This window comes from Chryseobacterium hagamense, assembly GCF_007991455.1.
GTDB lineage: Bacteria > Bacteroidota > Bacteroidia > Flavobacteriales > Weeksellaceae > Chryseobacterium > Chryseobacterium hagamense.
The window spans coordinates 1-22,089 of record NZ_BJYJ01000010.1; the positions used below are offsets into that span (position 1 = coordinate 1).

The window sequence follows — 22,089 nt, forward strand, 5'->3', positions numbered from 1 at the left end:
AGCTTCTAAATTATATGATACATAATATTTAAGCCCTACACTCACTATTTCTTCAGCTCAAAAATGAGGTTCGGATCAGAAAATAAAAGATTTTGGAAAGGTTATTGCTTACTTACACACTATGGAAAGCCAGAATTATAAAAACCACAGGAAATTTTATCCGCCGCACCACTTTATTTACCTTCCCTTATTAATGGTGCTGCAGATTTTCGGGATTTATAAAATTTTCAGTGACGAGCCCCATGAGCTGATCTGGATTTTATTTTCAGTTGTAATTTTTCTGATTTTCTATCTGGCCATTATGGTACGGCAGCATTACGCCCTCGGGCTACAGAACCGGATGGTAAGGCTGGAATTCAGACAAAGATACTTTGAGCTTTTCCAGCTAAGGTCTGATGAAACAGAAAGCAAACTGACATTTGACCAGATTGCCGCTTTGAGGTTCGCCTACGATGAAGAATTCAGAGAACTGCTGTACAAGGCGCTTCACGAAAAAATTACAGGTGATGAGATCAAGAAATCCATCAAAAGATGGAGAGCCGACCATCACCGGATTTAAAGTTTAAATAATAAACACCAAAATAAATTATCATGAGAAAATTGAGCTTATACAGCATGACGGTATTCTGTCTGCTGATGTTAACAAGCTGCGAAGCAGTAGAAACGATCTTTAAAGCAGGGATGTGGTGGGGCATCATTGTCGTTGTCGGCGTAATAGCCCTTATTCTGTGGCTATTCTCAAGGGGTAGAAACTCTTAACCAAATCTTATGGAAAATTCAGACTTAGAGCTTATATCACATCTGAAGCCTTCGAAGATTGTAAAAATTATGAAAGATCCGGTAGCTTCTGCAAAGGCGGTACATCTTATTTATACCTCCGATGCAGAAACAGCCGGAATTACCCGCAAAAAAACCGGTAAAAAATACTCATATTACAGAGACGGTGAAAAAATCAGGGATAAGGAAGAAATTACCCGAATCAATAAACTGGTGATTCCTCCGGCCTGGGAAAATGTATGGATCTGTGCGTTGGACAACGGCCACCTTCAGGCTACCGGAATTGATGTTAAGAAAAGAAAGCAGTACCGTTATCATCCGCTTTGGAGTGCTTTACGAAACCACACTAAGTTTTACAGGATGCTACAGTTCGGCTATGCCCTACCCAATATACGGTTACAGGTAGAAAAAGATCTGGCGTTGCGGAATTTTGAAAAAAGGAAAATCCTCGCGCTGATTGTAAGCTTAATGCAGAAAACCAACATCCGTATCGGAAACAATGCCTACGAAAAACTGTATGGCTCTTTTGGACTGACAACTTTAAAAGGCAAGCACGTTAAAGTACAGGGACAGAAAATCACTTTCCATTTCAAAGGTAAAAAAGGAGTGATGCATGACATCGACTTAAAAAGCCGCAGACTGTCCAGACTCATCCAAAAATGTAAGGACATCCCGGGAAGGGAGCTTTTCCAGTACATTGATGATGAAGGAAACCGCCACACCGTGGATTCGGGAATGGTGAATGAGTATATTAAAGAAATAAGCGGTGAAGATTTCACGGCAAAAGATTTCAGAACATGGTCCGGGACCGTCAGCGCACTGATTGCCTTTAAAGAAATCGGCTATGCGGAAACCCACACGGAATATAAGAAAAAAGTAAAAGAAGCCCTCGAAATGGTGGCTTCCCATTTGGGAAATACCAGTACGGTCTGCCGTAAATACTATGTCCACCCTCTGGTCATTAACCTTTATGAAAACAACACCATCAAAAAATACCTTGATGAGCTTGAGCAGATCGAAGAAAATGACGGAAAAGCGGATCTTACCCACGAAGAAAAACTGGTGCTGAAAATACTGGAAAACGAGAAAATTTAAAGGGTCAATGGTGAATGGTCAATACATTTTGCTGGATTTTCAAAATAAATTTTCGAATATTCACCTGACAGCATTTAGACAGTGACTGTCTAAAACTGAGCATTGACCATTCACAAAAACCATCCCGTCAAAAATTATTTCATAATCTTCGCCACCCCTCCGGAGGAGTGGAATCGCGGTGAAAACTTAGATTACTGTCTTTTTATTCCAATTTAATAACTGGTTTTTATATTCAGTAACAATAAATGGACAGGCGGAGCAGATTGACTATTCAAAATTGACTATTGACGATCCACCATTCACCCTGCTCTTTGCCGGAGACCTCAAATAAATGTTGTAAATTTGTATTCTCAGAAAATAAAAAAATATACAACGAATATGGCAAAAGCAATTTCGCAAGTACCGTTCGCGGTAAACGAGCCGGTAAATTCTTATGCACCGGGAACCCCGGAAGTAAAAAGCCTGATCGCCCAATATAAAAAAATGTGGGCGGAGAAAGTAGAAATCCCAATGATCATCAATGGTGAGGAAGTTACGACAGGAGACCAGGTTCAGCTTCAGTCGCCTCAGGATCATGCCCATGATTTCGGGTTCTATCACAGAGGAACCATGCAGCATGTAGATGATGCCATCAACGCGGCACTGGCTGCCAAGAAAGAATGGAACGAGCTGGGCTGGGAACACCGGGCGGCGATCTTCTTAAAAGCAGCTGATCTTCTGGCCGGACCTTACCGGGATGTAATCAATGCAGCAACCATGATCGGGCAGTCTAAAAATGTTCATCAGGCAGAAATCGATGCGGCATGTGAATTCATCGACTTCCTAAGATTCAATGTAGAATTTATGACGGAAATGTATTCCGAGCAGCCGGTTTCGGATGCCGGAATCTGGAACCGTGTAGAATACAGACCATTGGAAGGATTCTGCTTTGCGGTAACGCCGTTCAACTTTACGGCAATCTCCGGAAATTTACCGGCCTGTATGGCCATGCTTGGAAACGTTGTGGTCTGGAAACCTTCCGATAAGCAGATCTATTCCGCAAAAGTCATCATGGACGTCCTTACGGAAGCCGGTCTGCCGAAAGGGGTAATCAACATGATCTTTACCGACGGAAAAGAAACCGCTGAAAAAGTACTGGCACACAGGGATTTTGCCGGACTTCACTTTACCGGTTCCACCAAAGTATTCCAGGGAATGTGGAAAATGATCGGTGACAATATCCACAATTACAGAACCTACCCGCGAATCGTCGGGGAGACCGGAGGAAAGGACTTCGTTATCGCCCATCCTTCTGCCAATGCAGCAGCAGTAGCAACCGCTTTGGTAAGAGGAGCTTTCGAATACCAGGGCCAGAAATGTTCGGCAGCATCCAGGGCTTATATTCCACAGTCTTTATGGGCTGACGTGAAAAAAGTAATGGAAACGCAGATGGATTCTATTAAAATCGGCTCTCCGGAAGATCCGTCCAACTTTGTGAATGCGGTCATCGACAAAAACTCTTTCGAAAAATGCAAAGGGTATATCGACAGAGCCAACGCATCGGAAGAAGCAAACGTGGTAATCGGTGGAAAAACCGATGATTCCAAAGGTTGGTTTGTACACCCTACCGTGATCGAAACTACGAATCCGCAGTACGAAAGCATGGTTGAAGAAATCTTCGGCCCGATCCTATCCGTCTATGTATATGAAGATGCCAAATGGGCGGAAACCCTTGAACTGGTAGATGCTTCTTCACCTTATTCATTAACGGGTTCTGTTTTTGCACAGGATCGTTATGCCATCAACGAAGCTTTCAAAGCTTTGGAAAATGCATCAGGAAACTTTTACATCAACGATAAACCGACAGGAGCCGTAGTGGGCCAGCAGCCTTTCGGAGGCGGAAGAGCTTCCGGAACCAATGACAAGGCCGGTTCTAAAATGAACCTTCTGAGATGGACTTCCGTAAGATCAATCAAAGAAACTTTTGTTTCACCAAAAGACTACAAGTATCCGTATCTCGGATAATAATGAACAATTACTGTTAAATAATAAGCCCCGGAATTTTGCTTCCGGGGTTTTTATTTTCGGTTTTATTAGATACGTTCAGTTTAATTTAACGTGAATTCGGTCATATCAATATCATATTCAGATATTTAATTAATTCAAAAATAAAATTAAGGCTAATTTTATCCAGGATTAAATAAGAACTTCCTTTAACAGAATGGCAAAATGCATAGTTTGATTATCAGGACCTACAAACCTATTTTGACAGGAGACACTCCCGGCATCCGGCTTCCCTCTTCCAGCCTGTTCGTTTAATTTCCACATCGAATTTTTGTTAATTTATTGATAATTAATGGCCAACCGAATTTTCGGAACGGTTATTGAATTGTTGGAAGCACACAACCCAAACAAAATATTATGAAAAAATTAGTGTTGACAGCAGCGGTAGGAATATTGGCCATCAGCTGCGGTACAAAAGAATCTTCGACATCGATGAGCAATACGGACTCTGCCGCAGTGGATAATACTGCGACCATGGCTCCGGCTACCACCGATACCATGACAACGGCCCCCTCTGCCGCTGCTCCGGACAGTATGAAAATGAAAATGGATACTGCCGCTACGGCGAGATAGGATCCACTCCCCCCCAACATTTAATTCCCGGATAAAAGTCCGGGAATTTTTTTTTAAAGTTTGATTAATCTGCCTTAAGCCCGTTGATTCTATAGTGTTGCCCTGGGGCCTGGTCATCTACTGACGCTCAGATGAGAACCTGGATCAACCGTCTGAAAAGAGGGAAGCCTGATGCCAAAAGCATATGATTAAAGGCCATCCTATTCAGAATAAATCTTCTGTCATTCCATCTGAAAGTTCTAAATAAATTACGCTCTGTCTTTCTTTAAATTTCTTAGTTGCTGCTTCAAAGCTTCTATTTCCTGCTGCAGATCAGCATAGTTTTTGGATGATGAAATGGTATAAGGCTCATAAATTTCTTCCAAAGAAACGCCGAGCAATTTTGATATCCCTAGCCATTCAGCAACTGAGATTTCGATCTTTCCAACCTCTCTTTTATGGTATTGGGTCTGGCTGATTTTAAGATAGACGGCAATATCAGCCTGAGTTATTTTTCTGGCTTTTCTGGCAAGAAATAATTTTTGATATTTCATTGGTGTTTCATACTAATTCTGCTTACAAATATATAATCTTTTCTATTTTCTAAAGGTTTACAGGCTATAAAAAGCTTTAAAATTCAATTTTCTGCATGGAACGAATTTTTTAGATTTGTTCATAAGCAATGGAAATTGTTGTTAAAAGCGGATAAAAGGTTTACGGATTATTCTTCTGCAAGTGCACGTGCAGTCAGGATAAGGAAAACCCGGATCAGCAAAAACCCATGTCAGGGATGGTATGACAATTAAAGAATATAATTTAAAAATTGAAAAGATGCAAAAAAAAATTAAAAACTTAGAAAGTCTTAAAAAATTTCAATTAAAAAATGGCAGTAAAGAAAAATTAACGGGAGGAATCGGTGGACCAGCGTATACTCCACCTAATTATGGACAAGCTACAAGCGGATGTTATCTTTGGGAAACTACAAGTTGTAATGAAGACTTTATATTTACCAATGGAACTTATTACGGTTGGGGCGGATGTAACGGAGATAATTAAAACTTTAATAGGACTTTAATAAAGTCCTATTATTTTATATTTTCAGCATATGAGAAAAATCCAACTAACATTATGTCTTACTTTATTTGCAATTTTCAGCTACTGCCAATTACCAGAAAATCTACAAAAGTATTATATAAGTATAGACAAAGCAGAATACGCTCTTGTAACAGGAAACAAAAAGACGGCTTCGGACAACTACTATCAGGCTTTTAATGAAAAGGAAAGTCCTTTTTTTGAGGATATATACAATAGTTTTCTAACAAATGCCGAATTACAGAATGATGAAAGAGCAAAGCAAGATTATCAAAAACTAAAATGTCTGCAGTATGATTTTTCTGAAATAAGAGCCTTTGTTTTTTTTGAAAAATTTCAGGAAAGAAATAAAAGTTTTATGGAGCAAGTCGACTGTACAAAAAGCAAATTTAACTATAAGCTCCGAAGAACATTAGATAGTTTAGCACAATGGGATCAAATGTATAGAAATAGAGACAACTTACAAAACCTAAACATCGAACAACGTAAAATTTTTCTGAAAAATGACAGTGTAAATGCCATTGCATTGAAAAAAATTATTGAAAAATATGGTGTTCCCAATGAATATTTGATTGGTATGAATAACTCATCTTTATCTGCTCATTTTAAATACCAAGCCATTATTATCCATCAGCAGAAAATGGGTAAGTATAAAAATGTAGATTTTGAGCCGCTGCTCTACAAAGCTGTACAAGAGGGCAAAATGAGAAATAAAGATTTTGCAGCTCTAATGGAATTTGCTTTTGTAAGAAAAGAATACAATTACTTTCCTCTTATAATGCTCAATGATGGATGTTGTTTAATAAATAAAAGTATTTATCCGGAATATAGGGATCAACAAAAAAAGCAGGAAATACAAACTGCAGAAAAAAAACGAAGTGAAATAGGATTAACATCTTTATCCCGTAATGTCTTGTATAAATTATATAATGATGAAAACCCCAAATATAAGCTCGAACCATTTTATAAAGCCATATTATCTCTCAGCAGAGAAGAAGAGAATAATTTAAGAAAAAAGAGTATTAAAATAAATTTTGAAGATTATTTTAGGCAGTACGATGATAAAAATTATAACAGAAAGTAAAGATAGGGTTAGTGATGAGGTAATAGAATATTTACTTGCTAAAGGAGTTAGTTTTAAAAGAATTAATTCAGATATTTTTTCAAGTTTTAGCGAAACTATTTCAAAAGCAGACTATGTTAATGGTGAAATTATATGGCACAGAAGAGCTTTCAGACGGCTAAACCCTTCTGAAATTCAGAAATATCCATTTATTTATAACCTACTGGATGAAGAGGACGTTGTAAATAAATTTATTGAAAAGAAAAATTGTTTTAAAAATACTATTTATTACGGAGGCTATGTAGAGGAAAGTCAGCATAATAAATTATACGATTTATATTTAGCAAATAAATTTGGTTTGAAAGTACCAAGTACACTAATTACTAACGTAAAATCTGAACTAAAGGCCTTTAAACAGATTCATAACAAAATCATTACTAAACCAATAAAAGATCTTATAAGATTCCGAAGTGAAAATTATATATACTCCTCACCTGGAACGTTTCTCATAGAAGAAAAACATTTTAATCTTTTAGAAGAACATTTTGCAATTTCAATTTTTCAAGAATACATTGAAAAAGATATTGAAATTCGAGTTTTTTACTTTGATGGATTTTTCTTTTCAATGGCGATTTTTTCTCAAAATGACGAAAAAACTAAAATAGATTTTAGAAATTACAATTTTGAAAAGCAAAATAGATTTATTCCTTTTAAATTAGATAAAGTGATAAAGAAAAAAATAAAAAAATTTTTGAAATACAAAAAAATAAATACATGCTCAATAGACTTAATTCTCACTCCAGAAAATGAGTTTGTATTTTTAGAAATAAACCCACAAGGACAGTTTGGTTGGTTATCTAAAAACTGTAATTATTTTATAGAAAAATTTATTGCACAAAAATTAATATTTGATAATGAAAGAATTAGTAAATAATGATTTATCTAAACTATCTATTTTACTTCAACAAACCAAAAAGGCTAAATTTATAGATAACCAGATAGATAAATATTTTTCAGTAAAAAAAATAAATTCTAACAAAATAATTTTTAACTCTTTTTATAAACCTATTTCGAAGATTTTATGAAAAATATTTTTATGATTTATTCTAATTGCTTATGTGTTAAGGGTAAAACAAATAGTATAATATGTGACTTACAAAGAGGTGATTATGAACCCATCCCAAATGATTTATTTGACATCTTAAAAAGATATAACGGTAAAAAATCAATTGATGAAATAAAACATATTTTTAATAATGAATATGATAAAATTATAGAAGACTATTTTAATTTTTTATTTGAAAAAGAGTTTATCTTCCTAACGCATAATCCAACGTATTTCCCCAAATTAGAATTAAATTTCGATTATCCTTTTGAAATTTCTAATGCAATAGTAGAAATTTCAACTGCAACTAAAACTTTTGAAATTTTCACAGAACTAAATAATATTAATTGCAAGTCTATTGAGATAAGGATTGCAAACGAATTGTTTGTCAAAAATATAAAGAATATTTTAAATTATATAACATTTCATGAAATGATAATTTCATCAATTTCGATAATAACAAACTATAATAAAAGCTTAAATGAAGATTGCTTAAAAGAAATTTTAAATGATAATTATAGATTAGCATCTGTTATAATTTTTAATTCTCCAAATGAACATTACATCGAATCTGACAGTAAAGACGGAAGAATTATTTTCTTTACAGTTCAAAATTTTATTGGTAATAAATGTTGTGGTAAAATAAGTTCTAAATACTTTTCTACAAATATTCAAATGTATACTGAATCCCTCCACCACAACTCCTGCCTTCACAAAAAGATTTCCATAGATTCAGAAGGAAACATCAGAAATTGCCCCTCTATGCCACAAAGTTTTGGTCATATTACGGACACGACTTTAGAAGAAGCGTTGGCACATCCTGATTTCAAGAAATATTGGAATCTCACAAAAGACAAAATAGAAGTGTGCAAAGATTGTGAATTCCGGTATATTTGTACAGATTGCAGAGCTTATACCGAAAGAACCCATACAGATGCAGGAGGGTTAGATGTATCAAAACCTTTAAAATGTGGCTATAATCCTTACACTGGCGAATGGCAGGAATGGAGCACTAACCCCTTAAAGGAGAAAGCCATAAAATATTACGGAATGGAAGAATTGGTGAAGAAAAATGAAAACGGATTTTAATTGAGAAAAATATTCCTAATGGCGATGAGAATTCAAAGATTGAGGTTCTCTGTTTGAGAGTAGCAAACAAGTACCGTAAAAGAGCAATAGCTATTAATAATTTCAACAGTAAAATCCCTGAATTTTGGTATATTCTAATCCTTTTCACTTTGTACATCTTACTTTTTACTTCTTACTTCTTACATTTTACATTTACTATTTACTTTTAATCACTATATTTGATCTGTTACTAAACATTAAAGAATTTACTATGAAAAAATTAGGAATAGCCGCGGTTTTAGGCTTATTGTTTTTAAGCAGCTGTGCCGATAAAAAAGAAAACCGGGAAGAATTTAAGGATGACCACAACAAGGAATACATGAGAAACAGCCTGGGCGATACGGCCAACGCCCGTTCCGAATCTTCCGCTTCCGACAGTACGGCAATGAAACAGGATACCGCAACAACAAAATAAATACAAAGACCGCAGAAAAACCTGCGGTCCTGTATTTATAAAGTGTCTTTAGCCAGCAATCGTTCCGTGTTACAGGACCATCAAGTTCCACTCTATTTAACGCGAATCCGGACCTACTTCATTTATATCAAACGGGTTATTAAAGTTTAAACTGAAAGTCAGATTCCTGAATAAGGATTTTCAACAAGCTCACTCTAATCAAGTGACAAATGATCCCATTAATAATCAATACCTTGGATTGTTATACTAACAGAAGGGGCTTCCGGCATCCGGCATCCTTCTTCCCGCCTGTTAACCGGATTTCTGCGCTGATTTCACATCAGGGCATGACTTTTATTCGCCTAAATAAATAAAGGTATTGACCACCAGATAGGCCGACCGGTTGTCCATTGATTTACCGGCACCTCCGGTAGGAACTGATGCCGTTCCGGTCACCGTATGGATGTGCGCCCCTGCCGCAGCCGTATTGGTCAGCATTCCGATTCCGCCCCAGGCCGTCGCATTGGGATCGGGCTGATATCCGCCTGCACCTCCGTTGTTTACCAGGGTGCCCCCCAGTAAGAATCCGCCGTCCGGAGATCCGTGCGTATGGGATCCTGCCGACTGCGCAATTCCCTGGATGGTTCCGGGAAGGGTGATATCGGGCAGATTGAGCTGGGAAATCCATAAAAAGTTATCTCCTCCCACGCTTCCGGGAATTTCTCCGTCGGCCTTCGTTTTCAGGGTACGGTCTCTCGCATCAGGAATATTTGCTGTAAAGCCCAGAAGCTGTGCCGTAGCTTTAGCCCCGTCAGGAAGTGTTGAAACATCCCTTCCGTCCAAAGCATACCAGCCTGCATGATCCGTACTCATGACGGAATTCTTAATATCGCCGGCAGATACCGTCAGGAAATTCCGGCTGTCGCCCTGCATCATTTTGACCCATACATTCCCGTCGAAAACGTACATTCCGACCGATGTGACATTGATGGTTTTGGTACTGGGGGTACTTACCGGATCGGTTATGTACACGATAACGCCCGCATGCTGGGCGGAATACCGGCTGTCTGCCGCCTTGATCTGGTCTCCGGTAAGTCTGGGAGGCAAAATACCTTCCGCAGAAGACCCGTCGTTTGTTCTGGCAACGACATCCAAACTCGTTAGCGGCGTTACGGTATTGATACCAACCTGCGAAAAGGCGAGATTGGAAAATGCGGCAGCCAAAACGACTGTAAAAGTTGTTCTCATCCGTTTTAATTCTTTGCTGTTCATGTTCATTAATTTTTGTAAAATATCGTTATCGATTTTACAATATGAAGCCAGCCGTTTTCTGGTTTTAGTGTTTAGGTGTGGTTTTTAATGGTTCAGATCTTGGAAACCTGTAAGATCCTTAAAACCGGTGGCAAATATAGAGACTGCCGCTCTTACGGAAAAGCAAACGGATGTCTGTTTTCCTGAAAATAGTAAGTATTTCCGCTTAACGGACAATCTTACATGCACATTTCTTCCATACAAATGCTTCTCAGATCAGGCTGAATCCCGGAATCCAGCAGTTTAATATAAGCTGAAGGGGAATAACCGGTCATGGCTTTAAATATAGCGGCAAACTTGCTGTGGGAAGAAAAACCGCATTCCTCGGCCAGGATACTGATCTTGTACTGCCGGTATTTCTCGTCTTCTGAGAGCTTACCAACTATATATTCTATTCTTAAACGGTTGATATACGTTTTAAAATCTGTACTTTTATAACGGTTGATAATGAACGAAAGGTATTTGGTATTGGTATTCAGAGTTCCGGCAAGAAAAGGCAGGGACATATTTTTACGGTTGTACAGGGTTCCGTTTTCAAAATCATCCAGAAGTTCCAGCAGCTTGTTTTCGGTTACGGAAGTCATTAAAGACTCGGTCCTTGGCCGGATCAGCTCTCTGTCATCTCCGAAGGACTCTTCAATAGAAATATTGGCAAACCCAGATCTCAAATCTTCAACGGGACCGGATAGGTTGACCGCAGACGAACGATGCTGGTTCCTGAGCATCTGCCTGAGCCTGGACCGTTGCTTCTTCCGGGTCTTCCTGAATCTAATGAAAGTTACGATCAGTACGCTGCCCAATATGATAATGGCGATATCTTTTACAGGATTCAGTAGGCTGTTTCCCATTTTTAAAGGAAGATCAGGTTTGGCAGGATAGGTTGAAGGAAGATAGGTTTCCTGTACCCCGGCAGAATGCTGTGAAGCCAGTAAAAAGCCGGTCACCTTTACTGGAGCCGACGGATATTGATAAGAGACAGAGGACCGTATTTTTCCCTGAGCCGTAAACGGTATCGAAATAATAATAAAAAACAAAAGTTGCTGAAAACTTTTAGACATAAATCAAGAAATTATCATGGTTATTACAATAATCCATCATGTTCGCGTTGTGTCTTTTAGTTTTCACAAAATTAAGAATAATTTATATTTTAATAAAATTTAATATATCCAATTAATTCTATAGTAAAATATAATTGCTTCTATCCATACTATGAAATTAATTTAACTTATCCTTTATAAAATAATCAAAATACCGCTGTAACTATTTTTATTTTATGAAGACTGATTTATCGACATAATTATTACATTTGCAATCAATAAAAAGTATTATGAAAAAATTAGCAATATTCTCAGCCCTGTTTATTGGCGCTTTTTCCTTTGCCCAGGGAATTAAATTTGAAGAATCCAATTTCGCGACAGTTCTTGCCAAAGCCAAAAAAGAAAACAAGCTGGTCTTTATCGACGCTTATACCACCTGGTGCGGGCCCTGTAAATTGATGGCGAAAAACGTATTCCCGCAAAAAACCGTAGGCGATTATTACAATGCGAATTTCGTAAATGCCAAAATCGATATGGAAAAAGGCGAAGGAATTGAAATTGCCAAAAAATATAACGTGAAAGCTTTTCCTACCTATCTTTTCGTCGACGGAAACGGAGAACTGGTACACCGGACTCTTGGATATGTGGAAGAAAACGACTTCATCCAGTTTGCCAAGGATGCGGGTGACCCAAGCAAAAGGCTGACTGCCCTGAAGCAGAAATTCGAAGAAGGGGAAAAAGATCCTGAATTCCTGAAAAACCTGGCCGGTCTGACGATGTACAGCGATCCCGAGTTTTCAGGAAAAGTAATGGAGCGTTATTTTAGCAGCAAAAATGAACTGGACAGAAACGATATCCAGATGCTTTTATCGGTAACGCAGACTTCGGATAGTCCGATGTATAAAATATTCCAGTCTAAGAAGACAGAGATTTCCAACATGATTACTCCTGAAAAATATGAGGCTATCGATAAAAGCATGAAGATCAGCGGACTTTTCAAGAAATCCTATAATGCCGATACCAAATCATGGAATGACAATTATTTCCTGACGGAAGCGCAAAAGTTTATGCCGAAGGAAGAAGCTGAAAAAACGCTGAAAAAGGCACAGGCCAACAGAGCATTGAGAGATAAAGATATTGCCAAATACGAAAAGCTGACCCTGGAACTGAATAAAGATACTTCTGCGATGAGTTCGGAAGAACTGAATTCCCTGGCATGGAACTTCTTTGAAAATGTGACCAATAAGGCGTCTCTTGAAAAAGCCGTGGCGTGGGCGCAGGAATCGGTGAAGAAAAATGAAAATTACGCGAATACCGATACCCTGGCCAATCTTTATAACAAAACAGGCGATAAGAAAAACGCAAAATTCTGGGCGGAAAAATCCATCGCACTGGCGAAAAAATCCGGTGAAGATTCAGCCGATACCGAGAAGCTGCTGAAGAGCTTGACGATACAGTAAAATAGAGAAATCCGCAGATTGTTCTGCGGATTTTTTATTGACTCTTTAAATCTAATCTTTTAATTTTCCAATGGAATTTCCTTTTTATAAGCTTCAATCATTTTATCTCTTTTTTCCTTAGGAAAATTTGTTCTTTCAGAATACGGGTTACTTTTAAATTCCTCTCTTTTTATTAAATATTGCTCACGGGTTACAGGCACTCCTTTAGTCATTGGTTTAATTTCAAGCTGCTTTTTTTCAAGACCTATTGCTTTGAATGAGTGATACAACTTTTCATCATTAATTTCTAATATTAAACCTGTAAGCCCCTTAAACCTGTAAGGCCCTTCCGAAATGGGAATTTCCTTGGTATACCATGCCGTAAATATTCTATTATTAAAAACCGTTGTAGCTTTATTACATTTGTATCCAAGAACCGTTTTCATTTCATTATAGTCTGTCTTCCATTTTAAATAGGTACTTTCAAAAGTAAAAAAATCACGGGAAATATTTCCGGTATAATAGATTTTGGACCCCTCTCTATAAATGGAATATGATATTTTATATTTTGGAAGGTCCGAAGCGCGGATTTCTACATTTGCGGAAGTCTGTGCGGCAATAGCTGCCTGTTCAAAAACTTTTCTTGCTGCTAAATACTGCTGACTATAATATATTGATGAATTAGAATTAAAATCCAGAATCATAATTTCTTTTGATCTATGGGTTGGATCTATGTCTGTAGTATCCCGAATAAAAGAATATTCATACTGTACCTCAAGATCAGAAAAAGATTTTTCTTGTTTTTGCTGAGCAAATGAAAACAAGCATGAAAAAAATTGAAAGTATTAAAAAGTAGTTGCGCATTTTAAAAATTTAATGATCTATGGATTATAGCCATATTGTGGATTTTCAAAGGGACTGTTACAGTCATCCTCCATCTGTTGTAAATCTGTCATCCAACAATCCTGCTGATCTTTAGGCCCGACTTCTACAACCTGCATATAGCACAAGATGAAGTGAGGACTATTGGATGATAAAAAACTTTTGATTCGATTGTCACTTCTTTGGAAGTATTGGCATTCATCATTCCGGCAACGCCAAAGGCTGCCAATAAAAAAATTCTTTTCATGTGTTTTGAATTTTGAAATTAATAATAATTTTTTACACTAAAAGTATTTCGCGAAACTTTTTCCAAAGATCATCAACAATTCCCTAGCTAACAATTCCGAAAGAAATAAAAGGCTATTCCGTCTGGAATAAAAATATTCTCGTAAAAACAGTATCTTTACATTTCAATTTCCATTATGATGAACAGCAGTATCGGTTTTAAAATAAAAAAATTGCGGGAACAGAAAGAAATATCCCAGGAGGATCTGGCTTTTCAGCTGGAGGTATCCCAGAGTTACCTCAGCAAAATTGAAAACGGGGCCATTGAAAAACTGGATTTCATTTTTATGCAGAAGATTTCCGATTTTTTTAAAGTGGAACCCCGGTATTTTTTAGAAGGAGATACGATTGTCAACAATAACATTGAAAAAAGCACTAATTCTTCTGTAGGAAATATTGGTGATACAACGATCAACAGTAATACTGATCAGAATTTATTGGAAAATGTGATCAGTAATCAGCATCACATCAATCAACTGATGGAAATGCAGAACAGGCTGATCGAAAAGCTGCTGAAAAATTAACGTCACGTCAAAACATAAGAAAATCCGCTGCCTTTTCAGACAGCGGATTTTTATTTTAAAAGTTTTTTATTTAATATTCGAAAAGGACGCTTCCCCAAGTAAAGCCGCTTCCGAAGGCCGAAAGCAAGACCAGGTCTCCCCTTCTGATCTTTCCCTGCTCAATAGCTTCACTTAAGGCGATAGGGATGGAGGCTGCCGTCGTATTTCCGTATTTCTGGATGTTGTTGAAGATCTTCTCATCCGGCAGACCGAATTTCTGCTGCACATACTGGGCAATCCTTAAGTTGGCCTGGTGCGGAATGAACATATCCACGTCATCGATGGTTTTTCCGGCTTTGTCAAGGGCTTCCTTCATGGTTTCCGGGAATCTTGTTACGGCATGCTTGAAAACGAAGTTCCCGTTCATGATCGGATAGACTTCCTTATCGGTTACATTCTCCGGCTCTTTCCTCATGCGGTCGCTCCAGCCGTATTTGGAACCCGGAAACTGGGTACACAGTTCGTCGGCATACTTCCCTTCGGAATGCATATTCACCGCCAGTACATCTCCTGCATCGTCATTGATGGTGGCAGAAAGAACGATGGCTCCTGCCCCGTCCCCGAAAATAACGGACACCCCTCTTCCCTCATCGGAAAAATCCAGCCCGAAGGAATGCACTTCCGCTCCCACCACCAGAATATTTTTATAGGTTCCGGATTTGATGAATGCATTGGCTACACTCATGGCATAAACGAACCCCGAACACTGATTTCTGACATCCAGCGCACCAATGGTTCCGCAGCCCAGCATATCCTGCAACAGGACGCCGCAGCCCGGAAAATAGTAATCCGGCGAAAGGGTGGCGAAAACAATATAATCGATATCTTCTGAAGCCAGTCCTGCGTTGGCAATGGCTTTTTCGGAGGCTTTAAATCCTAAATAAGCGGTGGTCTCCTGCGCATCGTTACGGTGTTCGCGATGCCTTCTTTCCTTAATTCCGGTGCGCTCCGTAATCCACTCGTCGTTGGTGGTCATTAATTTGGCTAAATCATCATTCGTAACAACGTGATCCGGAACATGGAATCCGATCCCTTTTATGGTACTTTTAATCATATAGTTTTTTAATTTTGGTAAAGATAAACTTATTTAATCCATAGTTTTTCAAATTATGATTATTTTTACCCTATGGCAATTGTTACCCTTTACCGAGACTCCCAGTGCGAATGGGTAGATGTGGAGGCTCCCACGGCGGAAGACCTGGCGTTTTTACACGAACGATATGAGATCAACAATCTTCTTCTGGAAGATACCCTGGATCCGAACCACCTTCCGAAATACGAAGAGGACGGCGACGTGAAATTTTTCCTGCTGCGGGAAAGCACCGAACTGGAGCGGAAAAACCTCAACACCATCAGCGACATCAGCACCAAAATCGGGATCTTTATCATGGGCAGGACGATTATTACCATCCACCGCATGAAGACCAGGAGCCTTACGGAAACCAAAAAGCAGCTCGCTGCCCTGAAAACAGAGACCACCTCCAAAAATATCGCCCTGCGGATTGCCCTGCTGATCATGAAAAGCTTCGACGACGAATCGGTCAGCCTGCTGGAGACCATGGACAATATTGAAAATGAGATTTTCCTCAAAAATACCAACCACACCAACCAGATCAAGAGGCTCTATAAGCTGAAAAGAAAGTCGGGCCTTAATTCGAGGGTGCTTACCGTTTCTTCGGATGCCATCGATAAATTCAGGCTGCTGGGGCTTCAGGATTCCGAAGTCTCCGATTTAAAGGACAAACATAAGGATGTGGTTGCCGATTTCGACCACCTGAACATCCAGGTCACCAACCTGATCGGAATGTTCCTGGCGCTCTCCGACCAGAAGGCCAATCAGGTGATGAAAGTATTGGCTGTGTATTCCGTGTATTTTTTACCGATCACTTTTATTGCCGGGGTTTACGGGATGAATTTCGACAATATGCCGGAACTGCACCATAAAAACGGGTATTTTTACACCCTGGGATTAATGGCAGTCGTTGTGATCTGCACGTTTATTTACGCGAGAAGGAAACAGTGGTAATGTTAAATGGGTAGGCTGTTCTTAATGAACAACTGCAAAGACTGAAAAAATTTTTGCCGGAGTATTTTATTAAGGTAAGAATTAAATATCTTCGTTAACCAAGAATAATTTAACTGCCAATCACCATGAAAGCCGAAGCCCTGCAAAAAATCCTTGAAGACCCTACCCTTTCCAAAGCATCCAGAGAAAAACTTTCCGCATTGCACGATCTTATTTCGGCCAAGGAATTTTCGGACCTCCTGGATAAAGAAGGGAACCAGTATGTGGAATTCGTACAGGAAGGCGGCGGGGTCTGGGGAAGTGCATTGGTCGGCTACCTATATGCCCTCGAAATTTTCGGGATCCGTTTCCTGAAAGTGGCCGGGACCAGTGCCGGAGCCATCAATACGATGCTGATTGCCGCCTGCCGGACAAAAGAGGAAACAAAAAGCGAAACCATCAGGGATATTCTGTTTAACTGGAGCTTTGCCGATTTTATGGATGGGAAACCCTACATCAGAACCACCATCCATTCTATGCTTAACAACAGGAATTTCATCCGGAACAATGCGATCATTGCCGGTGTCATTATGCTGATCCTGGTTATTATGCCGTTTGCCATCCCATCGGAAACCACCCTGCGCGCCAAACTGCTGTTCCTGGTTCCGATCATCCCGATCCTTATTGCCATGATCTGCCTGATGAAACTGTACAACGATCTGAAAAAAGCAAATTCCGGACTGAATCCGGGAAATACGTTCCTGAATCAGATGGAAGCGGTGCTGGATGGTTTCGGCATCAAAACCGTTGCCGAACTGAACGAAAAGTTTGTACAGAAAGGCAAAAACCTGAACCTGGACTACCGCTACGGAAACGAAATGCAGTATTACGATATGGCCGTGGAAAGCATCGGGGAAATCTATACGAACAACAAAGAACACATCGACGAGATCCGGTACCGGATTTTCTATGAAGGGACTATTAACAACGATTATTACAAACAAGACCCTTTTTACCTGCTGCAGTCGGAATATGTCGTAATCACCACGGACATCAATGCCAAGATCAAGGTGGAACTGCCGACCATGGCCAATCTGTACTGGTCCGAAGAAGAGCTCAAGCACATCAGCCCGGCGGAATTTGTCCGCGCCTCGATGTCGGTTCCCTTCTTTTTTGAGCCGTTTCAGAAACCGATCGACCGGAATGACGATTCGGTAAAATATGCCTGGAAATTCTGGATGAATACGAAGCCGGAAGACATCAATCCTGCAGGGGTTTTTATCGACGGCGGAAGCATTTCCAATTTTCCGATTGACCTCTTCCACTCCGCCGATATTTTTTACCCGAGAACACCGCTATTCGGGGTACAGCTTACCAGCGATTCCGATCTTCTTTCGGAAAAAGGAAAAACCAGCGAAGAGATTTTAAAATCCCCATTTTCTTTCGGCGGCAATATCATCAGCACCCTGAAAGGCTTTAACGACAAAACCTTCCTCACGAAACACACCTTTTATCACCTGTTCAGCATCCAGACCGTAAACTGCGGAACCAGCAGCTGGCTGAATTTCTTTATGAAAAGAAACGAAAAGGAAGAACTCTTCAACCGCGGTTTCTCCGCCGCCCTCGACTTTCTCCACCAATTCGACTGGCAGAAATACAAATGCGAACGGATGATGCTTTCCATGAAAGAGAAAAAGATTCTGAAAGAAGAGGATACGAAGACGGTGGGGTAAAATAACTCTACAACATCCTTAAAATAAACTATTTTATATAAATAAAAAAAAACACCTAGGGAATCGAATTTTTTTTGGATATTTAGTTTTTTTAAATATATTTGTCCTGTTAAAACCAAATGCGCATTAAGTTTAACAATTAAGTAATTAATATTAAACTAATTGAAAATGAAAAAATCTTTCTTAACAAAACTCTATTTGTTACTTATTACGACCTCTTTATTTTTAACAGCTTGCAATCAGCAAAATGAACTGGAAAATCCGGACGTACCTGTTGGCAATGCAAAAAATAATCATTATTCTTCCAGGACCGTAAACCTAACGAAGGTACAACTGATTGATGAACTGGCAAAGGACAAAGAATTTATTGATCTGGGTAACAGCTTTGTTAATTTTATCGGTAATATGCCTGATAAACAAAATTTTTTTAAAAATTATAATGAAGAAGATTTTAAAAAAGGTGGGGAAAGTTATTTTCTAAATTTAACGGGCTATAAAAATGATGACATAGATCTCTCCTTAGCAGTCATCAATGATTTGCTATATAATATATAAGATAAATATCCACAGCTAAAGTATGATGGCAGTAATGAAATATTCATCAATGAAGTTATTGAAGCAGCCTGCAGTAAGATCGATAATCCTGAGTCAGCTAAAATCAGTCCTTGCCAGGCATGTGTTAAAAAATGGAAACCACGAATGATTACAGCTACTATTTTAGGTGGCATAGTTGGTGGAGCTTCCGGAGCATTTGGCGGAGGAGGCTGGGGTGCGGTATTTGGTGCCTGGGGCGGCGCTGTGATTGGTTTTGCAGGAACCGGTTGGGGATTACAGGATTGTTTGGAAGCAGCAGGATGTTAATTGTACAAAATTATGGAAACAAATAAATATAAATCTATTGTTGGAATCGCTGCCCCATTAGTAGGCATTATTTATTTTGGTTATACCTGGCTTAGCGATTCGTATAATGATCATCCGAATTACGATTACAGACAGAATATCATTGGACAGTTTGCATTTTTTTCATTTTTTATACTACTAATATTCAATATATTAAAAGTCATTCGTAAAGAATCAGTTTTTATTTATCTGTTGTTTATCTTTCTTTTCATATTAACGGTTTACCTTCTGATTACTAAACTATTTTTATACCCGTTTTTTATTGTTATCGGAATATCGTTCTTTCTGTTTTATTCGAGAAAATGGTTTCCATAACTGACATTTTTCAACACCTGACTAAAATTAAACAGAGGCAGTTCTCACAAATTGTGGCAACGGCCTCTTTAATGTTGCAGCATATCATATATAAGATGTATATTTCTAAAGTTATTTCAAAAGATAAACAAATTCTCAGTTCAAAAATTATTAAAAGACAATGATAAAATACATCTGCCCATGTTGTGGCGAACAAAAGGAAGACTGGCCTGCAATAGCCTATTCTGCGCCATATCCCTATTTCGGTTTATCGGAAGATGAAATAAAGAATTCCGAATTAACATCCGATTTTTGCATTATCCGGTACCTGGATGAAACCTGTTATTTTATCAGGGTTGTTCTGGTGCAGGAAGTAATTGATGATTGTCAGAATCTCGAATATGGGATATGGGTCTCTTTAAGCGAAAAAAGTTTTGAGAATTACGTAGAAAATTATGATCATAAAGAATTTGAAAGCGGATGTTTCGGATGGTTGGCAAATTACCTTCCTGACTATGATTTCAGCAATGCTATTCCGACTGATGTTTTTATCAATAACAAAATGGGAAGACCTTTTATCTATCCTCATGAAAGCCATGATCATCCCTTTGTGAAAGATTTTTACAAGGGAATTTCAAAAGAAGAAGCAGAGAGAAGAATCAACTTTGTGTTGAGTAAATAAAAAAAACAGATTTCAATTCATGGATCAGGAAACGGTAAAATATATTATCCGCTATTTCGGCCATCTTATGACGGATGATGAAAAAGCAGCCTCACAAAATCACATGTATCTGTCTAAATCTTCCGATAATGGAAAGCTGAGAGAAATCATGACGGAAAGAGGCTGGATCCGTCATACGGCTGAAACCGGTCATCTGCTCGAAAATGGCTATGATGAGTTTGAAATCAATGCGGCCAAGCGTATCGTCGCACAGACATCCGAAAAGGTTTTTTTCAACAATTGCCCGAACTGTGGAAAGCTGGCAAGCCCCCCCGCTGCGAGACAATGCAGATACTGCGGACTGAATTGGCACCAGAAATAAATTTTAAAGTTTAAATACTTCTATTAATGATTACTAAAACCGATTTACGAGATATACTGGATCTCCCTCTGTTTGACACCACCAGCGCAACAGAAACATTCCAGAACCAGACGCTCCGTCCTGTTTTGAAATTGCAGAATGAGATGTACCTGATGTTCTTTAAAGATTATGCGCTGCGTAAAATTTCAGATTTTGATACGCTGAAAAAGGAACAGAAAATAAATTTCATCGATCAGAGCCTGCAGAAAGATAACGCGTTGAGAAATACGATGATCGGAATAACCATCGGCATGCTGACTCCGGAAGAAATGGAAATCTATCTTTCCGATACCAAATCATCTAATAAAAGAATTATTTCGATGCTTACGGAAAGGATTAAAAGTCAATGGGAACTCATTTAATTTAACGTGAATTCGGAGTAGAAACCTGATTAAAGGGCTGGAAGAGGGCGCCCGGATGCTGGAAGTTTTTCAGTTAAGATACTTCTGGTGGCTTGGATATCAAAATAATTTTCTTGGATAAATCTAAAAAAACTTTATAAGATCCTGCACTCACCCCAACACCTATATATTACTGAAAAAAAAAATCAGTTACGATTTAATTCATGTTATTTAGTTTGATGAGAAAACCTTTGATCCTGTTTTGACAAAATAACCTTCTAGCATCCCGCTTCCCGCTTCCCTCTTCCAGCCTATGCTCCTTCCAGCCACTTGGGATTCTGTTCCAGCACTTTCTGATACACCGGACAGCTTTCCGGATGGCAGCCTTTCAGGTAACCGGTACTCATCAGGAATTCGTTGACAATTTCCCCGCCGGTGAATTTAAAGGTCTTCTTAAAAAGCTTCATCCATTCCGGCAATGTTTTCGGATGGTGATGGTCCAGCCATTTCTCGAACGAACCGAATTCCTGCTGCAGTCCGACAATGGTTTTGGCATTTTCGATGGCGGCGTTTACCTTCAATTTATTTCGGATAATCCCCGGATCGGCAAGCAGCCGCTCGCGGTCGGCTTCGGTATACGCTGCAACCTTTTTTATCTCAAAATTGTCATACGCTTTTCTGAAACCCTCCTCCTTTTTCAGGATGGTTTCCCAGCTCAGCCCTGCCTGGTTGATCTCCATCACCAGCCTTCCGAACAGTTCGTTGTCATCATGAATCGGAAAACCGTAATAATGGTCGTGGTAGTTTTGGTGAAGAGCCCGTCTGCTTTCGGGCTGCATGGTTTCGATAACGGTGCAATAGCTCATAATGGTTCTTTTATGATGCAAAGATAAGACGGATAATGACAAGGGGATGGCAGAAGGAAATTTTAATACAATAATTTTGGCCGGTTATTTAAGAATAATGGA

General features: G+C 38.9%; 24 protein-coding genes. 18 read left to right on the forward strand and 6 right to left on the reverse strand.

Annotation, left to right across the window (positions count from 1 at the left end; genetic code table 11):
- The first annotated feature begins 121 nt into the window (after nt 1–121).
- The 4 genes from CHA01nite_RS10725 (at nt 122) to CHA01nite_RS10745 (ending at nt 4,488) form a co-directional block, all read left to right on the forward strand.
- Nucleotides 122–559: a DUF6526 family protein gene (locus tag CHA01nite_RS10725; RefSeq protein ID WP_146941319.1), complete on the forward strand. Its 438-nt coding sequence runs from the start codon at nt 122–124 to the stop codon at nt 557–559.
- A 209-nt stretch (nt 560–768) separates the two neighbouring features.
- Complete coding sequence (locus CHA01nite_RS10735) at nt 769–1,872, forward strand: DNA topoisomerase IB (RefSeq protein WP_146941323.1); 1,104 nt, start codon at nt 769–771, stop codon at nt 1,870–1,872.
- A 378-nt stretch (nt 1,873–2,250) separates the two neighbouring features.
- Nucleotides 2,251–3,876 (forward strand): L-glutamate gamma-semialdehyde dehydrogenase, encoded by a 1,626-nt coding sequence (pruA, locus tag CHA01nite_RS10740; RefSeq protein WP_146941325.1) that lies wholly within the window; start codon nt 2,251–2,253, stop codon nt 3,874–3,876.
- Nucleotides 3,877–4,272: 396 nt separating this feature from the next.
- Nucleotides 4,273–4,488, forward strand: coding sequence for a cytochrome C551 (locus tag CHA01nite_RS10745; protein WP_146941327.1), 216 nt, complete (start codon nt 4,273–4,275; stop codon nt 4,486–4,488).
- A 248-nt stretch (nt 4,489–4,736) separates the two neighbouring features.
- Here CHA01nite_RS10745 and CHA01nite_RS10750 read toward each other — a convergent pair whose 3' ends face one another.
- The gene (locus CHA01nite_RS10750; RefSeq protein ID WP_146941329.1) at nt 4,737–5,021 is read right to left on the reverse strand and encodes a helix-turn-helix transcriptional regulator; all 285 of its coding nucleotides are present in this window, start codon (nt 5,019–5,021) and stop codon (nt 4,737–4,739) included.
- Nucleotides 5,022–5,262: 241 nt separating this feature from the next.
- Here CHA01nite_RS10750 and CHA01nite_RS10755 point away from each other — a divergent pair, with 241 nt between their 5' ends.
- From CHA01nite_RS10755 to CHA01nite_RS10775, 5 genes are all read left to right on the forward strand, one after another.
- Entirely contained in the window at nt 5,263–5,523 is a 261-nt protein-coding gene (locus CHA01nite_RS10755) for a hypothetical protein (protein ID WP_146941331.1), read from the forward strand.
- Nucleotides 5,524–5,572: 49 nt separating this feature from the next.
- Complete coding sequence (locus tag CHA01nite_RS10760) at nt 5,573–6,643, forward strand: hypothetical protein (protein WP_146941332.1); 1,071 nt, start codon at nt 5,573–5,575, stop codon at nt 6,641–6,643.
- Nucleotides 6,594–7,556, forward strand: coding sequence for an ATP-grasp domain-containing protein (locus tag CHA01nite_RS10765; RefSeq protein ID WP_146941334.1), 963 nt, complete (start codon nt 6,594–6,596; stop codon nt 7,554–7,556). The genes CHA01nite_RS10760 and CHA01nite_RS10765 overlap by 50 nt, the downstream gene beginning before the upstream one ends.
- Before the next feature lie 162 nt (nt 7,557–7,718).
- Complete coding sequence (gene gwsS / locus CHA01nite_RS10770; RefSeq protein ID WP_170234722.1) at nt 7,719–8,816, forward strand: grasp-with-spasm system SPASM domain peptide maturase; 1,098 nt, start codon at nt 7,719–7,721, stop codon at nt 8,814–8,816.
- Between the two features lie 250 nt (nt 8,817–9,066).
- Nucleotides 9,067–9,270: a hypothetical protein gene (locus CHA01nite_RS10775; RefSeq protein ID WP_146941338.1), complete on the forward strand. Its 204-nt coding sequence runs from the start codon at nt 9,067–9,069 to the stop codon at nt 9,268–9,270.
- 333 nt (nt 9,271–9,603) lie between these two features.
- Here the strand turns inward: CHA01nite_RS10775 and CHA01nite_RS10780 are convergent, their stop codons facing one another.
- A complete protein-coding gene (locus CHA01nite_RS10780; protein WP_146941340.1) occupies nt 9,604–10,521 on the reverse strand; it encodes a phage tail-like protein in 918 nt (305 codons plus the stop codon).
- Nucleotides 10,522–10,739: 218 nt separating this feature from the next.
- Nucleotides 10,740–11,618 carry a helix-turn-helix domain-containing protein gene (locus CHA01nite_RS10785; protein ID WP_146941341.1) on the reverse strand — a complete coding sequence of 293 codons (879 nt, stop codon included), beginning with the start codon at nt 11,616–11,618 and terminating at the stop codon, nt 10,740–10,742.
- A gap of 269 nt (nt 11,619–11,887) precedes the next feature.
- Between CHA01nite_RS10785 and CHA01nite_RS10790 the strand changes: the two genes are divergently transcribed.
- Complete coding sequence (locus tag CHA01nite_RS10790) at nt 11,888–13,057, forward strand: thioredoxin family protein (RefSeq protein WP_146941342.1); 1,170 nt, start codon at nt 11,888–11,890, stop codon at nt 13,055–13,057.
- 59 nt (nt 13,058–13,116) lie between these two features.
- Here the strand turns inward: CHA01nite_RS10790 and CHA01nite_RS10795 are convergent, their stop codons facing one another.
- On the reverse strand, nt 13,117–13,860 hold the full coding sequence (locus tag CHA01nite_RS10795) for a GLPGLI family protein (protein WP_146941344.1): 744 nt from the start codon (nt 13,858–13,860) through the stop codon (nt 13,117–13,119).
- Between the two features lie 480 nt (nt 13,861–14,340).
- Here CHA01nite_RS10795 and CHA01nite_RS10800 point away from each other — a divergent pair, with 480 nt between their 5' ends.
- The gene (locus tag CHA01nite_RS10800; protein WP_146941346.1) at nt 14,341–14,727 is read left to right on the forward strand and encodes a helix-turn-helix domain-containing protein; all 387 of its coding nucleotides are present in this window, start codon (nt 14,341–14,343) and stop codon (nt 14,725–14,727) included.
- 70 nt (nt 14,728–14,797) lie between these two features.
- Here CHA01nite_RS10800 and CHA01nite_RS10805 read toward each other — a convergent pair whose 3' ends face one another.
- Nucleotides 14,798–15,820 carry a 3-oxoacyl-ACP synthase III family protein gene (locus CHA01nite_RS10805; RefSeq protein ID WP_146941348.1) on the reverse strand — a complete coding sequence of 341 codons (1,023 nt, stop codon included), beginning with the start codon at nt 15,818–15,820 and terminating at the stop codon, nt 14,798–14,800.
- Between the two features lie 72 nt (nt 15,821–15,892).
- Between CHA01nite_RS10805 and CHA01nite_RS10810 the strand changes: the two genes are divergently transcribed.
- The 7 genes from CHA01nite_RS10810 to CHA01nite_RS10835 all read left to right on the forward strand — a co-directional run bounded on the left by CHA01nite_RS10810 (nt 15,893) and on the right by CHA01nite_RS10835 (nt 21,142).
- Nucleotides 15,893–16,792, forward strand: coding sequence for a magnesium transporter CorA family protein (locus tag CHA01nite_RS10810; RefSeq protein WP_146941350.1), 900 nt, complete (start codon nt 15,893–15,895; stop codon nt 16,790–16,792).
- A gap of 125 nt (nt 16,793–16,917) precedes the next feature.
- Nucleotides 16,918–18,504, forward strand: a complete 1,587-nt coding sequence (locus CHA01nite_RS10815) for a patatin-like phospholipase family protein (RefSeq protein ID WP_146941352.1) — start codon at nt 16,918–16,920, stop codon at nt 18,502–18,504.
- Nucleotides 18,505–18,672: 168 nt separating this feature from the next.
- Nucleotides 18,673–19,059 carry a hypothetical protein gene (locus CHA01nite_RS10820; RefSeq protein WP_146941354.1) on the forward strand — a complete coding sequence of 129 codons (387 nt, stop codon included), beginning with the start codon at nt 18,673–18,675 and terminating at the stop codon, nt 19,057–19,059.
- Nucleotides 19,060–19,203: 144 nt separating this feature from the next.
- Nucleotides 19,204–19,365: a hypothetical protein gene (locus CHA01nite_RS20500; protein ID WP_170234723.1), complete on the forward strand. Its 162-nt coding sequence runs from the start codon at nt 19,204–19,206 to the stop codon at nt 19,363–19,365.
- 514 nt (nt 19,366–19,879) lie between these two features.
- On the forward strand, nt 19,880–20,380 hold the full coding sequence (locus tag CHA01nite_RS10825; protein ID WP_174771817.1) for a DUF2199 domain-containing protein: 501 nt from the start codon (nt 19,880–19,882) through the stop codon (nt 20,378–20,380).
- A gap of 19 nt (nt 20,381–20,399) precedes the next feature.
- Nucleotides 20,400–20,741, forward strand: coding sequence for a hypothetical protein (locus tag CHA01nite_RS10830; protein ID WP_146941356.1), 342 nt, complete (start codon nt 20,400–20,402; stop codon nt 20,739–20,741).
- A gap of 26 nt (nt 20,742–20,767) precedes the next feature.
- Nucleotides 20,768–21,142, forward strand: coding sequence for a glyoxalase (locus CHA01nite_RS10835; protein WP_146941358.1), 375 nt, complete (start codon nt 20,768–20,770; stop codon nt 21,140–21,142).
- Between the two features lie 290 nt (nt 21,143–21,432).
- Here the strand turns inward: CHA01nite_RS10835 and CHA01nite_RS10840 are convergent, their stop codons facing one another.
- Nucleotides 21,433–21,987, reverse strand: a complete 555-nt coding sequence (locus CHA01nite_RS10840) for a DNA-3-methyladenine glycosylase I (protein ID WP_146941360.1) — start codon at nt 21,985–21,987, stop codon at nt 21,433–21,435.
- Nucleotides 21,988–22,089 lie beyond the last annotated feature (102 nt).